11 protein-coding genes are annotated in these 14,222 nt (G+C 39.7%); 4 read left to right on the forward strand and 7 right to left on the reverse strand.

The window, feature by feature from the left end; genetic code table 11:
• The first annotated feature begins 21 nt into the window (after positions 1 to 21).
• The gene (locus tag B7E04_RS10165) at positions 22 to 720 is read left to right on the forward strand and encodes a DedA family protein (RefSeq protein ID WP_062652685.1); all 699 of its coding nucleotides are present in this window, start codon (positions 22 to 24) and stop codon (positions 718 to 720) included.
• 231 nt (positions 721 to 951) lie between these two features.
• Here the strand turns inward: B7E04_RS10165 and B7E04_RS10170 are convergent, their stop codons facing one another.
• Together B7E04_RS10170 and B7E04_RS10175 are read right to left on the reverse strand one after the other, a co-directional pair.
• Positions 952 to 1,821 carry an alpha/beta hydrolase gene (locus B7E04_RS10170; RefSeq protein WP_080778544.1) on the reverse strand — a complete coding sequence of 290 codons (870 nt, stop codon included), beginning with the start codon at positions 1,819 to 1,821 and terminating at the stop codon, positions 952 to 954.
• 98 nt (positions 1,822 to 1,919) lie between these two features.
• Complete coding sequence (locus tag B7E04_RS10175; protein WP_080778545.1) at positions 1,920 to 3,308, reverse strand: serine hydrolase; 1,389 nt, start codon at positions 3,306 to 3,308, stop codon at positions 1,920 to 1,922.
• A gap of 164 nt (positions 3,309 to 3,472) precedes the next feature.
• Here B7E04_RS10175 and B7E04_RS10180 point away from each other — a divergent pair, with 164 nt between their 5' ends.
• Complete coding sequence (locus tag B7E04_RS10180) at positions 3,473 to 4,372, forward strand: DUF808 domain-containing protein (protein WP_080778546.1); 900 nt, start codon at positions 3,473 to 3,475, stop codon at positions 4,370 to 4,372.
• 105 nt (positions 4,373 to 4,477) lie between these two features.
• Here B7E04_RS10180 and dnaJ read toward each other — a convergent pair whose 3' ends face one another.
• From dnaJ to proS, 5 genes are all read right to left on the reverse strand, one after another.
• Positions 4,478 to 5,596: a molecular chaperone DnaJ gene (gene dnaJ / locus B7E04_RS10185; RefSeq protein ID WP_080778547.1), complete on the reverse strand. Its 1,119-nt coding sequence runs from the start codon at positions 5,594 to 5,596 to the stop codon at positions 4,478 to 4,480.
• A 69-nt stretch (positions 5,597 to 5,665) separates the two neighbouring features.
• Positions 5,666 to 6,202 carry a nucleotide exchange factor GrpE gene (locus tag B7E04_RS10190; protein ID WP_080778548.1) on the reverse strand — a complete coding sequence of 179 codons (537 nt, stop codon included), beginning with the start codon at positions 6,200 to 6,202 and terminating at the stop codon, positions 5,666 to 5,668.
• A gap of 661 nt (positions 6,203 to 6,863) precedes the next feature.
• A complete protein-coding gene (locus B7E04_RS10195) occupies positions 6,864 to 8,195 on the reverse strand; it encodes an Nramp family divalent metal transporter (RefSeq protein WP_080778549.1) in 1,332 nt (443 codons plus the stop codon).
• A 114-nt stretch (positions 8,196 to 8,309) separates the two neighbouring features.
• Complete coding sequence (locus B7E04_RS10200; protein ID WP_080778550.1) at positions 8,310 to 9,620, reverse strand: OmpA family protein; 1,311 nt, start codon at positions 9,618 to 9,620, stop codon at positions 8,310 to 8,312.
• 119 nt (positions 9,621 to 9,739) lie between these two features.
• Positions 9,740 to 11,215 (reverse strand): proline--tRNA ligase, encoded by a 1,476-nt coding sequence (gene proS / locus B7E04_RS10205; protein ID WP_080778551.1) that lies wholly within the window; start codon positions 11,213 to 11,215, stop codon positions 9,740 to 9,742.
• 177 nt (positions 11,216 to 11,392) lie between these two features.
• On the opposite strand from proS, the gene B7E04_RS10210 reads away from it, so the two are divergent.
• On the forward strand, positions 11,393 to 12,499 hold the full coding sequence (locus B7E04_RS10210; protein ID WP_228439894.1) for a prolyl-tRNA synthetase: 1,107 nt from the start codon (positions 11,393 to 11,395) through the stop codon (positions 12,497 to 12,499).
• Positions 12,500 to 12,553: 54 nt separating this feature from the next.
• The gene (locus B7E04_RS10215) at positions 12,554 to 13,933 is read left to right on the forward strand and encodes an OmpP1/FadL family transporter (protein WP_228439896.1); all 1,380 of its coding nucleotides are present in this window, start codon (positions 12,554 to 12,556) and stop codon (positions 13,931 to 13,933) included.
• Positions 13,934 to 14,222: the final 289 nt, after the last annotated feature.

Below are 14,222 nucleotides of genomic sequence, written 5' to 3' on the forward strand. Positions count from 1 at the left end.
TTTTGTTGCTAATCGTTATATATGGAAGATTTCAATAGCTGGAGAGATTTACTGAATCCCGAGTTTTATATTAAGATGGGTGGGTTCTGGCTTATTTTATTTATTGTTTTTGCCGAAACAGGTCTTTTTGTAGGTTTTTTCCTGCCCGGAGATTCATTACTGTTCGTGTCGGGAATTTATGCCGTTGAAATCATCAAAGAGACTATCGGCTCCACAGGGAGCGATTTTCTGGATACCACCATTCTTGCTTCCTGCGTAGCGCTTGCCGCCATTATTGGAAATGAGGTAGGATATTATTTCGGAGTGAAGACAGGTCCTGCTTTATATAAAAAGCAAGATACGATGCTGTTCAAGAAAAAATACCTGTATCAGGCTCATGATTTTTTTGAAAAACATGGTGCATTAGCTATCATTATGGCGAGATTTCTGCCGGTGGTAAGAACTTTTACACCCATCGTTGCAGGGATTGTAAAAATGGATAAAAAAGAATTCCTTAGAGATAATATCATTGGTGCGGTTCTTTGGTCTTTCATCCTGATCTTTGCAGGGCATTATCTTGATAAACTTTTCCAGGAACAGTTTGGAATCAATTTGAAAGAAAAACTTGAACTGATCATTATTATCATTGTACTGGTAACAACCCTTCCGGTAATCATTAAGTTTGTGTTTGGAAAGAAAGAAGATCTTGCTTCAAAATACGAAGACAGGGATTTTGAATAGTCATTCGATAAAATAGATATAAAGGTTGCTTACGAGCAGCCTTTTTTATTTTAATCCGGATTATTCGGGAGAATGTAGTCAGAAAGCTTGAATTTTACAACCGGGAATTCACAATTGGCCTGTGCAGCAGAAACTGACCAGTCACACTTAAATTTATCAAAATTAAATTCAAATGTCTGATATGAACGTCCGCCGGTAACTTCCGGCCTCCTTCTTAAGATCTTCCAGCCCCTAATTTCTGATCCACTGAAGGATATTGGGATAAATAATGCTGTCCCGTTTTATCTTACTGAAAAACCTCGGAACATGGCCTGTTCTTTTCATAAAAATAAGTTTATGAGGTACATTTAGCCTGGTGAGTGCAGAATCCATGGCAAGACCCTGATGTTGGTTCACCAGAAAGTCATTGTTTCCCTGAAACAGTAAGGTTGGAACATTGGAAATGTTGGCGATAGGACTGGCTTCTTTAAAAGCTTCTGATATGTTTTTGCGGTCAAATTTTATTCCCACCACCTTCTGGAAAGTCGGTGAAGTGTATTTTGAATAAAACGAATTCAGATACTCCGGGCTGTAGAAATCGGTCGGACCGCTCATGGAAATAATTTTCCTGATCTGTTCAGGATGTCTGTAGCCGTAAAGCAGGGCCAGGTGGCCGCCTGCACTTTCCCCAAGAAGAATATAATTATCCTGCTGTAATTCGGCTTTTTCAGCTAAAGAATTGAATTTTTCAATGGCTGCACCTATATCTTCCAGCTGCTGCTTGTAAGTAATATTGTTCCGTTTGGAAACCAGCCTGTAGTTCATGTTAATGCTCGGAATATTATGTTCGAAAAGCATTTTCTGAACCTGGATCATATGTTCTTTCTTCCCCAGCGTCCAGGCGCCGCCATGCACGATCAGGACTACAGGAGCATTTTCAGCATAATCCAAAGGCAGGAAAACATCCATTTTCTGTCTTTTATGCTCGCCGTACTTCAAATTGTAAATTTTCTGCTGGCCACCTGTTCCAACCCAAACCCTGAACTTTGTATTGCAGGACTGCAGCAGGAAACTGAGGCATCCTACAATGAAAAAATGGTATCTGAGGACAAGCTTTTTCATATCTTAAAATTACTGAAAAAATAGTTCAGGAAAGAAAATCAAGTTATGATTTTTAAAGGGTAAAAGTGATTTGTTATTTAGATTTTACCCGGAAAATTTTAAAATTTTTCTGCAGTCTTGCTGGCAAGTCCGTTTTTCACCTGGATCAGATCTTTACCATCCTCATGGGAAAATGTGATGTCATAATCATCATCAAAAACAAAAAAAGAATTCTCTTTTTCCGGCAGTATTCGCAGGACAGGACCTTTGTTGTCCTGAAAAAACAGTTTTCCGTTTTCAAAAGTGACATGAATGATATCCTCCCCGGAAATCTTATAATTTCCCACGTACTTTTTAAGCGTTATGTTGTCAAGGGTTATCTCTTTTTTGGGTTTGGGAAGCGTATAGGTTTTGCCTAAAAGAGCTCCCAAAATAGTATTACCGGCTTTTTCCAGTTTTTTACTCGTGATATTGTTAAGCAAAATAATGCAGATGTCATCTTCCGGAAACATTGCCATATAGCTGGTAGCCCCCTCAATATTTCCCCCGTGATTGATCACCTTCTTTCCGTAAAGATCATCAATAAACCAGCCGTAGCCATAGCCGCTTAGAAATGGCGTAGTCGCTTTTTTGAAAGATTCTTTAGAAACAATTTTATAATCCCTCAGCCCTTCATAATATTTGTACAGGTCTTCTGCTGTACTGTAGATCTGTCCTGCAGCACCAGTCAATTCAGGGTTCCATATTATTGCTTTCTTATGCTTTGTTTTTGAAAGAAAGGCATAGGGAACCGCTTTATCCGGGCTTTTGAGTGCAGAATAATCAAAACCGGTATGGCTCATTTTCAACGGGTCTAAAATGATTTTTCTTACTGCATTTTCATAAGAGAGCCCTGAAGCTTTTTCAATAATAATTCCCAGAAGAATATATCCGGAATTGGTATAGGAAAACTTTGTTCCGGGTTCAAAATCCAGAGGTTCATCTTTGAAGAAAGAGATTAGTTTAGCCTGGCTGACACTTTCTGTGGTATGGATCAGACGAAAATATTCTTTATTTCGCAAGGGTTCATAAATGCCTGAGGTGTGTGTAAGCAAATGCTCAACAGTAATTTCATTTCCTCTCGTATAATCCGGAATAAATTTAGAAACAGGATCTTTAACCGACAGCTTTCCTTCTTCGCTGAGCTTTACAATAGTTAATGCTGTAAAAGATTTGGTTAAAGAAGCAATCTGGTAAACGCTGTTGTTGTGATTCGGAATTTTCTTTTCTGCATTTTGCCAGCCGTAAGACTTTTCAAATATGGTTTTATGCTGTTCGTGAATCAATGCGGTTCCACTGAACCTATTAATATCCACATAAGCTTTGATAATACTGTCTATCTTCTGTTTTTTTCTTTCCTGCTTTTCTTTATTGTTATCTGTTTCCTTTTGAGCTTTGAATGGAGAACAGAACGTAGTGAATATAAAAGTGATACATCCCAAAAGAATTGTGTAGTGTTTATAATGCATGGTCTTGTTTTTTGAAAAGCAGGGTAAAAATAAGCAGAGTTTTGTTTAAATAAACACTTCGTTATCAGAAAATATCTAAAATTAATATCCGGAAACAAATAAAAATAGATTTTAATAATTATTTTTGCTTCCACTTAACATACATTAAAAAAACATTAAAAAATATGGCATCTGGTTTTTTTGCAATTTTAGATGATATTGCAGCGCTGATGGACGATGTGGCGGTTACAAGTAAAATAGCAACACAAAGAACGGCGGGGATTCTGGGCGATGACCTGGCTGTGAATGCAGAGAAAGCTACAGGTTTTCTTTCTTCAAGGGAAATTCCGGTTTTATGGGCTATTACAAAAGGTTCGTTTATCAATAAGCTCATTATCCTTCCTGTTGTATTTTTTCTCAACTGGCTTTACCCCCCGGCAATTAATTATGTGCTGATTTTAGGAGGATTGTATCTTGCTTTTGAAGGGGTTGAAAAAATCATAGAATTTCTTTTTCACCGGGATAAGAAAGGGCATGAAGTAGTAGAAGAAATTATAGAAGACGAAAAAAGTGATGAAGAAATAGAAAAAGCAAAGATCAAATCAGCCATTACCACAGATTTTATATTATCTGTTGAGATTGTTATCATCGCGTTGGGAACAGTTCTGGAAGAAAGCCACCCTTTCATTACCCAGATTCTGGTAACAAGTCTGGTTGCTTTTATCGCTACGGTAGGAGTTTACGGAATTGTTGCTTTGATCGTAAGGATGGATGATGCAGGATTTAAATTAATCAAAAAGAGTAATGATAAAGGTTTCTTTGGAAAGCTTGGGCATTTTTTAGTGAAAGCTTTACCTGTTGTGATTAAAGCTCTGGGCGTTATCGGGACGATTGCATTGATTATGGTAGCAGGAGGTATTTTTGCCCATAGAATTGAGTTTTTTCACCATATTCTGCCTTCCTGGTCTTCCAATGAGTTGCTTACTATTTTAAAAGAGATTATTCTGGGACTTATAGGCGGTTTATTTGCTGTAGCACTTTTTACAATGGGAAAAGGTGTTGTTTCTTTAGTAAAGAAAAAATAAGGAACTTATAATATAAAAAATGTTTCGGCGCGGCTTCGTAGAAGCCGCGCCGAAACATTTTTAGATCAAAAAAAAAGAGACTCATAAAAGTCTCTTTTAAATATTTTAGTTGAATAAATCTTTCACTTTGTCAAAAAAAGTTTTTTCCTTTCCGGAAGGTTCTGCAACCATTTCTCCGCTTGACATCTGCTTTTCAAAGAAATCTTTCTGGTCTTTCGTAAGCTTCTGAGGCGTCCATACATTAATATGAATGAACATATCTCCTTTGCCATAGCTGTCGATGCTTGGAAGCCCTTTTCCGGCTAATCTGAGGATCTTTCCGGACTGAGTTCCCGGGTCAACGGTAATTTTCACTTTACCACCTACCGTTGGAACTTCTTTTTTCGTTCCCAGCGCTGCTTCAGCAAAAGAAACATAGAGTTCCTGGTGAAGATTATCGCCCTCTCTCTTAATCGTTTTATCTATTTCCTCTTCAATGATCACCAAAAGATCTCCCGGAACTCCGCCAAATGGTGCATCATTTCCTTTTCCTCTTACGTTAAGCTGGATACCGTCTCTTGCTCCCGCCGGAATATTGATAGAGATTTCTTCTTCATCTTTAATCAGCCCCTGTGCATTGGCTCCTGCAGGAATTTTATCGGCTACTTTCCCGATTCCCTGGCAGGTACCGCAGGTAGTCTGCGTCTGCATCTGCCCGAACATGGTGTTCATCACTTTAAGCTGAACTCCGGAACCGTTACAGGTAGGACAGGTTTTTGAAGTGGCACCTTCTGCCGTCTTCATTTTTTTTACTTTGATGGTTTTCTGGGTACCGTTCACCATTTCTTCAAGGTTCAGCTTAATTCTGATCCTTAAATTGGAACCTTTCACCTGCTGGCGTCCACCGCCACCACCGCCAAAGCCACCGAAGCCTCCACCGAAAATATCTCCAAACTGGCTGAAAATATCTTCCATGTTCATACCTCCGCCGAAGCCTCCGCCTCCGAAGCCTCCGTTACCGCCCATTCCGGCATGCCCGAACTGGTCGTATCTCGCACGCTTCTGGTCGTCGCTCAGTACTTCATAAGCCTCCGCAGCTTCCTTGAATTTTTCCTCAGCCTCTTTATCTCCCGGATTTTTATCAGGGTGATATTTGATGGCCATTTTTCGGTATGCTTTTTTTATTTCGTCGGCCGATGCAGATTTACTGATCTCAAGAACCTCGTAATAATCTCTTTTTGACATAATTATATGAGTAATTAGTAATGGGTAATCAGTAATATTGCTTATTACCGATTACTTATTGCTTATATTTTAGTTTCCTGTTACTACTTTTGCAAAACGGATCACTTTATCACTCAAAGTATACCCGGTTTCTATAACATCTACGATTTTGCCTTTCAGCTCTTCTGACGGTGCAGGAATTTGGGTAATAGCCTCGTGGAAATCTACATTGAATGTGTCACCTGCGTTTACTTCAATAGGTTTTAAGCCTTTTTCGGTAAGTCTGTTTTTAAATTTCTGATAGATCAGTTCTACACCCTGAAGGTCAGAAGCATTTCCGTTTTTGGCAATTTCTTTTAAAGCTCTTTCGAAATCATCCAAAACACCCAGCATAGAGATCATCATATCCTGGTTGGCATACTGGAAGAATTCCATCTTCTCTTTTGCCGTTCTTTTTTTATAATTTTCGAATTCAGCGTATAATCTGATGTAACGGTCTTTTTCTTCTGCCAAAAGTTCCTCTGCAGAAGGTTTTGCTGTCACATTTTCTTCAGATGCTGCTTCGTTCTGAATGTTGTTTTCTTCCTGATTATTGATGCTTTCTTCGTTAATATCCTGATGGTCCATAATTCAATATTTATTTAAAGAGTTGTTTGACAAAGAACCTGCCAAATCTAAAATATGGACATTAAGGCAGAAAAAGAAGATTTTGAAAAGTTGTGAATGGTCAATTTTGCTTCGCAAGTGAATAAGTGAATAATTCGTGTGGGGAAAATTCACCGTTGACGATTAGCAATTCACAGCAGTTCATTGTTGTGAAAGGTCAATTTTGCTTCGCAAGTGAATAAGTGAATAATTTGTGTGGAAAAAATTCATAATTGACGATTAGCAATTCACAGCAGTTCATTGTTGTGAAAGGTCAATTTTGCTTCGTAAGTGAATAAGTGAATAATTCGTGTGGAAAAAATTCATAATTGACGATTAGCAATTCACAGCAGTTCATTGTTGTGAAAGGTCAATTTTGCTTCGCAAGTGAACAAGTGAATAATCTCATCTGGGAAAAATTCACCATTGACGATTAACAATTCACAGCAGTTCATTGTTGTGAAAGGTCAATTTTGCTTCTCAAGTGAGCAAGTGAATAATCCGTGTGGAAAAAATTCATAATTGACGATTAGCAATTCACAGCAGTTCATTGTTGTGAAAGGTCAATTTTGCTTCGCAAGTGAGCAAGTGAATAATCCCATCTGGGAAAAATTCACCATTGACGATTGACCATTCACTTTTCTTATCCGGTAAAAGTCTGGTACAGCAGATACAGATTCAAAACAATGATCACAATAGAAATAATCCAGACAATCACTTTTAAAAACGGCTTATTGGCGAATTCTCCCATTTTGGCTTTGTCATTCGTAAACATTACCAAAGGAACTACCGCAAAGCTAAGCTGCATGGACAGGATGACCTGGCTTAATACCAACAGATCTGTTGTTCCTTCTTCACCGTAAAGAATGGTAACAATTAAAGCCGGAATTACAGCAATCAGTCTTGTGATCAGTCTTCTCAGCCATGGTTTTAAACGGATATTTAAAAAACCTTCCATGACGATCTGTCCGGCGAGTGTTCCTGTTAGTGTGGAATTCTGTCCGGATGCCAGTAAAGCAATGGCAAAGGCAATACTTGCCATAGAAGCCCCCAGAATTGGAGTCAGCATTTTGTAGGCATCATGAATATCTGCCACATGTTTGTTTCCGGTCGTGTGGAAAGTAGCGGCAGCCAGAATAAGTATCGCTGCATTAATGAAAAATGCAAGCATCAGGGAAACCGTACTGTCCAGTGTTGCAAATTTGATGGCTTCTTTTTTCCCTTCACGGTCCCGTGCATAGTCTCTGGTCTGCACAATACTGCTGTGTAGGTATAAATTGTGAGGCATTACGGTAGCCCCCAGGATTCCTATGGCAATATAAAGCATGGCTGGATTCTGAATGATTTCCTTTTGAGGAACAAGTCCGCCTAGGATTTCATTAAAAGCCGGCTGAGAAATGACAATTTCATAGATGAAACAGGCCAGGATAATAAAAATCAGTCCACCAACAATACTTTCGATCCAACGGAAACCTTTGGCCTGCAGCAAAAGAATAATCAGAACATCTACCGTGGTAATCACAATTCCCCAGGTCAGAGGAATATGAAAGAGCAGATTGAGGGCAATAGCTGAACCAATTACCTCCGCGAGATCGCAGGCGGCGATGGCTATTTCACAGAATATCCAGAGGATAAAATTAGTAGTTGGGTTGAAATGGTCACGGCAGGCCTGGGCCAGATCCCTCTCTGCAACCACGCCCAGCTTTACGGAAAGATGCTGCAAAACCATGGCAAAAATATTTGAAATAAGAATCACTGAAAGGAGGGTATACCCAAACTGAGCTCCTCCGGCAATATCTGTTGCCCAGTTTCCAGGGTCCATATATCCTACCGCAATCATCAGTCCGGGACCGGCGAAGGCTAAATATTTTCTCCAGAAATTGGCTTTGCGTGGTACTTTTATCGAAGAATAAACCTCTGATAAAGAGTGGGAAGTTTTATCTTTACGCCAGGCGTTGTTTATATTAAAATTCATAAATGTTAGAAATGACTAACAAATTTAATTAAATAAATATAAATACAAAAATAAGGACCTAAAAAAATCCCGGAAATGAATTCCCGGGATTCTATTTTTAAAGATTCTAAAGATCTATTTTGCAAATCTTACTGCCATTTTTCTGTCTGCAGCTCTTTCCGCATCAGAAGCTGTAGCATCTACTTTAGCAAATTTGCTTCCGTAACCTTCTGCTTCCAGAACCTGAGCTCCAACTCCGGCTTTTACCAATGCTGCTTTAATGAACTCAGCTCTCGCTTTGGATAGTTTTACGTTGGCTGCCTCATTTCCTGTTTTATCAGTATATCCTCCGATTTTGATTTTAGCATCCGGGAAAGCTTTTAAGATGGCTACCAGGTTATCAAGCTGTCCCTGAGAACCTGCTTCCAGCTCAGTAGAACTTCCCATTTTAAAGTTTACATGGTCAAAATCGTACCACTTATCTTTCAATGCTGCATCATCAGCTGCATTTTTGTAGTTTCCGGATTTCAGGAACGTGATCATCTGATCTTCCATACCTCCTTTATATCCTTTCAGCATCACGCCGTTAAGATCGATATTTTCATCTGTTCTTGTAGCCGGTGCTGTTGTAGTTGAAGCGGAAGTGTCCGCAGGAGTTGTGGTAGCAGCTGTATCCATTGTTGATCCTGTGGAATCAGTAGTTGTAGTGGTAGTGGTGGTCTGCTTTTTATCGCATTGCTTCCAAAGGAAATACCCTGCAGCAATTAAAAGTAAAAGCGGAAGCAACCATTTCCAGATTGAACCTCCGCCGTCATTATTATTTCTGTCAGGATTGGTTCCTGCAGCTGTAGTACTTCTTGTTACTTCTATTTTTGGCTCCTCGCTGGCTGTTGTTCTGATGGCATCATTATCATTGTCAAACTTGTAACCTTTAGCCCAGTCACCAATATTCAGGGAGGCAAGGGAAAGCCCGGCAGGCAGAAGCGAAGAAACAATTCCTTTTTGCTCACTCAGCAGATTTGAAATACCTGATTTATCTAAATTATTATCAGCAGCATATTTTCCGATAGAACCTACCGTAGCTCCTGTTACTAAATTCAGCAGTGAACTCGAAGAATTATTGCTGATTCCTGCATACGTAGCGATAGCATTTACTATTCCGCTGATTTTGTCTCCAAAAATAGAGGTCAGCAGATTTGAAATTACAGGGTTGCCAGATGCACCACCTAATAAATTTCCTAAAATTCCACTTGACTGGGCATTGGAAATGGCATCCAGAACACCCGGGTTATCGGAATTATTAGCTAATCCTCCTACAACAGCAGGAAGCATACCTCCAATTGCTTTTGAGATACCGGATTCACTTTCTCCAAACTGGGAAGCTGCTTGTGAAACCAAAGCGGGACCTAACTGTCCTTTAATTAAATCAATGACATTTAAAGACATAATAAATTATTTTTTAGATTAATGTTGCATAAATTTAAACAAAAATCTGTCCAAATGTCACTTTTCTTGAATATTTATTTAATTTCCCGCAAAATTTTTTGAAAATCACAAAAAATTATTTAGTATGCTTTTGCGAACAATACACGTCTTTTAGACGGTTTTCCACTGATTAGGGAAATACCTTCCTCAATGTCGTCATCCAAAGGAATACATCTGATGGTAGCCTTTGTTTCATCCTTGATCTGCTCTTCCTCTTCAGCAGTTCCGTCCCAGTGTGCATAGATGAAACCTCCTTTTTCCTCAAGAACGTTCTTAAACTCTTCATAGGTATCTACTTTTGTGATGTGATCCTTTCTGAAGTTAAATGCCTTTTCGTAAATATCTTTCTGAATAGTTTTCAGTAATTCTTCGATGTAAGAATCCAAACCTTCTATAGAGCGAACTTCTTTGGTTAAATTATCTCTTCTTGCGATTTCAACAGATTTGTTTTCAAGATCTCTTGGTCCCATGGCGATTCTTACAGGAACACCTTTCAATTCGTATTCTGCAAATTTCCATCCCGGTTTGTTGTGCGTATCATCATCGAATTTCACAGAAATTCCTTTTGCTTTTAATTTAGCCTGAATGTCAAGGGCCACTTCACTGATCTGTGCCAATTGCTCTTCTCCTTTAAAGATAGGAACAATCACTACCTGAATTGGGGCCAGCGTAGGAGGAAGAACCAATCCTAAATCATCAGAATGAGTCATAATCAGGGCACCCATTAAACGGGTAGAAGTTCCCCACGATGTTGCCCAGGCATGTTCAATCTTTCCTTCTTTATTGGTGAATTTTACGTCAAAAGCTTTCGCGAAATTCTGCCCGAGGAAGTGAGATGTTCCGGCCTGAAGTGCTTTTCCATCCTGCATCAATGCTTCAATACAATAAGTTTCATCAGCTCCTGCAAATCTTTCAGATGGTGTTTTTAATCCCTGGATTACAGGAATGGCCATGAATTTCTCAGCGAAATCTGCATAAACATCATTCATTTTTTCAGCTTCCTCTATCGCCTCATCTTTGGTAGCATGGGCTGTATGCCCTTCCTGCCATAAGAATTCTGCGGTTCTCAGGAAAAGACGGGTTCTCATTTCCCAACGGACTACGTTAGCCCACTGGTTAATCAGTATCGGAAGATCTCTGTAAGACTGAATCCAGTTTTTGTATGTATTCCAGATAATGGCTTCGGAAGTAGGACGTACAATAAGTTCTTCTTCCAGTTTAGCATCCGGGTCTACAATCAGTTTGTGCGGATTGTCCGGATCTGTCTTTAATCTATAGTGGGTAACTACTGCACATTCTTTAGCAAAACCTTCTGCGTTTTTTTCTTCTGCCTCAAACAGGCTTTTGGGCACAAAAAGCGGGAAATAAGCGTTAACGTGACCTGTTTCTTTGAACCTTTTGTCCATTTCATCACGCATTTTTTCCCAGATTGCATAGCCGTATGGTTTGATCACCATGCATCCTCGCACTCCAGAGTTTTCAGCTAAGTCAGCCTTTACTACCAACTCATTATACCATTTGCTGTAATCTTCGCTTCTTGAGGTTAATTTTGCCATTCTTTTTTAAAATTTTTTTAACTTTTCTACATTATTGTAATCTAAAAATAAAAATCTATTTTTGATAGATTTATTTACCGGTGTTTTGGTACATTTTTGGTACAGATTGCAAATATAATTTAAATTAAAAATCTTTACGTTATCATGAAAAGAAATATACATAAAAATTTGCTTGGTATGTTAAAATCCAAAGGGATTTTAGCCATATCGGGTGGATTACTGCTTGTGTCCTGTGGTGCTCAGATGGGAGGGTACACGGAGACTGACGGGGTGTACTATGACCCCAATAAAGATACGCTGCCGGAAGGAGTAATCATCAATGATGGCGGAAACAGGGTTGGAGAAAATTACGACTACTATCAGGATTCCAACGTGATTCAGAATGCACAGACGAATTCAAGAGAGCAGGAAAACAGATATAATAACTGGAGCGACAATAACTGGAGTACAAATGCTACCGATTCAGACTGGGGTATGTATGCCGGAGCTGAGACTAACTATTACGACAATTCCTGGGGATCTCCATGGGGATGGTATGGTGGTTATAGCCCGTACTGGGGTATGAACCGCGGCTGGGGCTGGGGTATGGGATTATCCTGGGGCTGGGGCGGATCTTTCGGTTGGGGTGGATCATTCGGCTGGGGCTGGGGAGGCTCTATGGGCTGGGGAAATCCTTACTGGGGATATGGCTATTCTCCTTATTGGGGAGGATATTATGACCCATTCTGGGGCGGTGGTTACGGTTACCCATATTGGGGCTGGAACGGCGGTTACTGGGGTAATAGCTACAGAACAGTGTACAGAAGAAGCGGCGGCGGCGGATTCAGCAATCCTGGTTTAAGCAATGCAGTATACAGAACGAATACCTCCAGAAACAACGGTTTCAGAAACAGCGGAAACGGTTACCAGAATTCATCTAATGGCTTCAGAAGCGGAAGCAGCAATGGCGGTTTCAGGAACAGTACTACCAACGGTGGTTTCAGAAACGGATCTAACGGTGGATACAGAACCAATAATTCCAACGGAGGTTTCAGAAGTGGAAACGGAAATTACAGACCACAACAACAGTCGGGAGGATTCCGTAATTCAAATTCTCAGACAAGACCAAATTATAATTCTCAACCGAACTATAACAACAATAACAATGGTGGTTTCAGATCCAATGACAGCGGAGGATTCAGATCCAGCGGAAGCTCTTCAGGAGGCTTCAGAGGTGGTTCTTCCGGTGGCGGCGGCGGTATGAGATCTGGCGGCGGAGGCGGTGGCTTCAGAGGCGGCAGATAATTTCAAACTTAATAACTATTCAAAAAAATAATGTTAAAAAAATCTTTAGTATTAATGAGTATTTCTGCTGCATTTTTTGCGCAGGCTCAGGATGTTTCTATATTGAGAAATACTGCAGATGTTTATTCCAGTACTCCAATGGTGGGTTCATCAAAATTTAATGCAATGGCCGGAGCTAACGGGGCATTAGGAGGTGATGCCAATTCCCTGCTTACCAACCCTGCAGGTCTGGGAGTGGCTATTTCGGGAGAAGTTTCCGGAACACTTTCTATTGCAGGAAATAAAAATAAAAGTACGTGGGCTGGTTCTACTATCGACTATAGTAAGACCAATACAGACCTAGGAAACGTGGGAGGTGTTATCGCTTTTCCTCTGATGTCTGAATCTGGATGGAAGTTTATTAATATCGGGATCAATTTTTCCAACCAGTCGCTGGATAATTATATAGAGTCTCCGGGAAGCAGTGATGTGATCAAAGATTTTACTGATAAAAGTGCCTCATTCGCAGGGCATGCCTATAACAGATATGGAAATCTGTCCAAGACAAGTTTTGGGGTAGGTGCGAACTATAACCACAGTTTATATCTTGGTGCCGGAATTAATTTTTTCAACGCCTCTATTGACCAGTATGATACGGCAGCTTTCAAATCCTTATCAGATGGTTCTATAGAATATTTTGACAGACAAAATACTCCTATGTTTGAAAGATCTTCCGGTTTTTCAGCCACAGTAGGGGTAATCGGAAAGCTGAGCCCTAATTTCAGAATCGGTGGTGCTATTGAAACCCCTACATTCTGGCGCATAGACAGAGATTATAATTTCTATGAAGATCCTGATTACGGAGACGGAACAGGTACGGAATCCAGGGACCTTACTACGCCGCTTAAAGCGACAGTAAGTGCGGCCTTTGTAGCCAGCAAAAACTTCTCTTTAAACGTAGATTATACATTAGGACTTACACGACCTAAATATAAAGTGATTACAGGTGCTGAAACCGAGCTGAACAATTTCTTTAAAGACAATTATAAAAATGTATCGGAAGTAAGAATCGGGGCAGAGTACAGGGTAAAGCAGTTCAGATTGAGAGGAGGTTATTCTTATGTTTCCAATCCTTTCGATGCTTTGACGGTAAGCCAGGTAAATCCTGACGCTTCCACATCTGACAAGTCATATAACGACATGATGCTTAACAACAGAAATCTAGCCTCATTCGGTATAGGATATGATTTCAGATCATTCTACATCGATGCATCTTACCAGTATGTAACATCTACCTACAGCAATCCGTTCCTTAGAGGAATCAATACCGGAGATCCTGCTACAGATACAGCTTACTATTCTGCCAACAGAATTATGTCATCTGATTACTTTGCAGTATCAGAAGTAAAAAATAACAGAAATAACTTCTTTATCACATTAGGCTGGAAGTTCTAATTCCAGATTGTGTAATGAGTGATTAAATTGAGGCTCCGGATCGAAGATCCGGAGCTTCTTGTTTTTTATTTAAGATTTGAAATTGAATGTTTATAGGTTTTGTCGTTCTATCATGGCTTTTTGCTGAAATGCATTTTTCAGTCACAATTGAACCAAATATTTTCTGTAAAAACAAGAATAGTAACTGTATTTCGTTTCTGGCAATGGCAGCAGGACACAATTTTATCGGAGATAAAATCCTTGCGCCTAAAACAGCTTTTTATAAGACATTAGCGTCTTTGCGTATACA

This window comes from Chryseobacterium phocaeense (assembly GCF_900169075.1).
GTDB lineage: Bacteria > Bacteroidota > Bacteroidia > Flavobacteriales > Weeksellaceae > Chryseobacterium > Chryseobacterium phocaeense.

Coding starts and splice junctions, on each gene's coding strand:
- B7E04_RS10210 (WP_228439894.1), top strand. CDS start 11,393: ATGTTAAAATCCAAAGGGATTTTAGCCATATCGGGTGGATTACTGCTT.
- dnaJ (WP_080778547.1), bottom strand. CDS start 5,596: ATGTCAAAAAGAGATTATTACGAGGTTCTTGAGATCAGTAAATCTGCA.
- B7E04_RS10215 (WP_228439896.1), top strand. CDS start 12,554: ATGAGTATTTCTGCTGCATTTTTTGCGCAGGCTCAGGATGTTTCTATA.
- proS (WP_080778551.1), bottom strand. CDS start 11,215: ATGGCAAAATTAACCTCAAGAAGCGAAGATTACAGCAAATGGTATAAT.
- B7E04_RS10175 (WP_080778545.1), bottom strand. CDS start 3,308: ATGCATTATAAACACTACACAATTCTTTTGGGATGTATCACTTTTATA.
- B7E04_RS10190 (WP_080778548.1), bottom strand. CDS start 6,202: ATGGACCATCAGGATATTAACGAAGAAAGCATCAATAATCAGGAAGAA.
- B7E04_RS10195 (WP_080778549.1), bottom strand. CDS start 8,195: ATGAATTTTAATATAAACAACGCCTGGCGTAAAGATAAAACTTCCCAC.
- B7E04_RS10165 (WP_062652685.1), top strand. CDS start 22: ATGGAAGATTTCAATAGCTGGAGAGATTTACTGAATCCCGAGTTTTAT.
- B7E04_RS10180 (WP_080778546.1), top strand. CDS start 3,473: ATGGCATCTGGTTTTTTTGCAATTTTAGATGATATTGCAGCGCTGATG.
- B7E04_RS10170 (WP_080778544.1), bottom strand. CDS start 1,821: ATGAAAAAGCTTGTCCTCAGATACCATTTTTTCATTGTAGGATGCCTC.
- B7E04_RS10200 (WP_080778550.1), bottom strand. CDS start 9,620: ATGTCTTTAAATGTCATTGATTTAATTAAAGGACAGTTAGGTCCCGCT.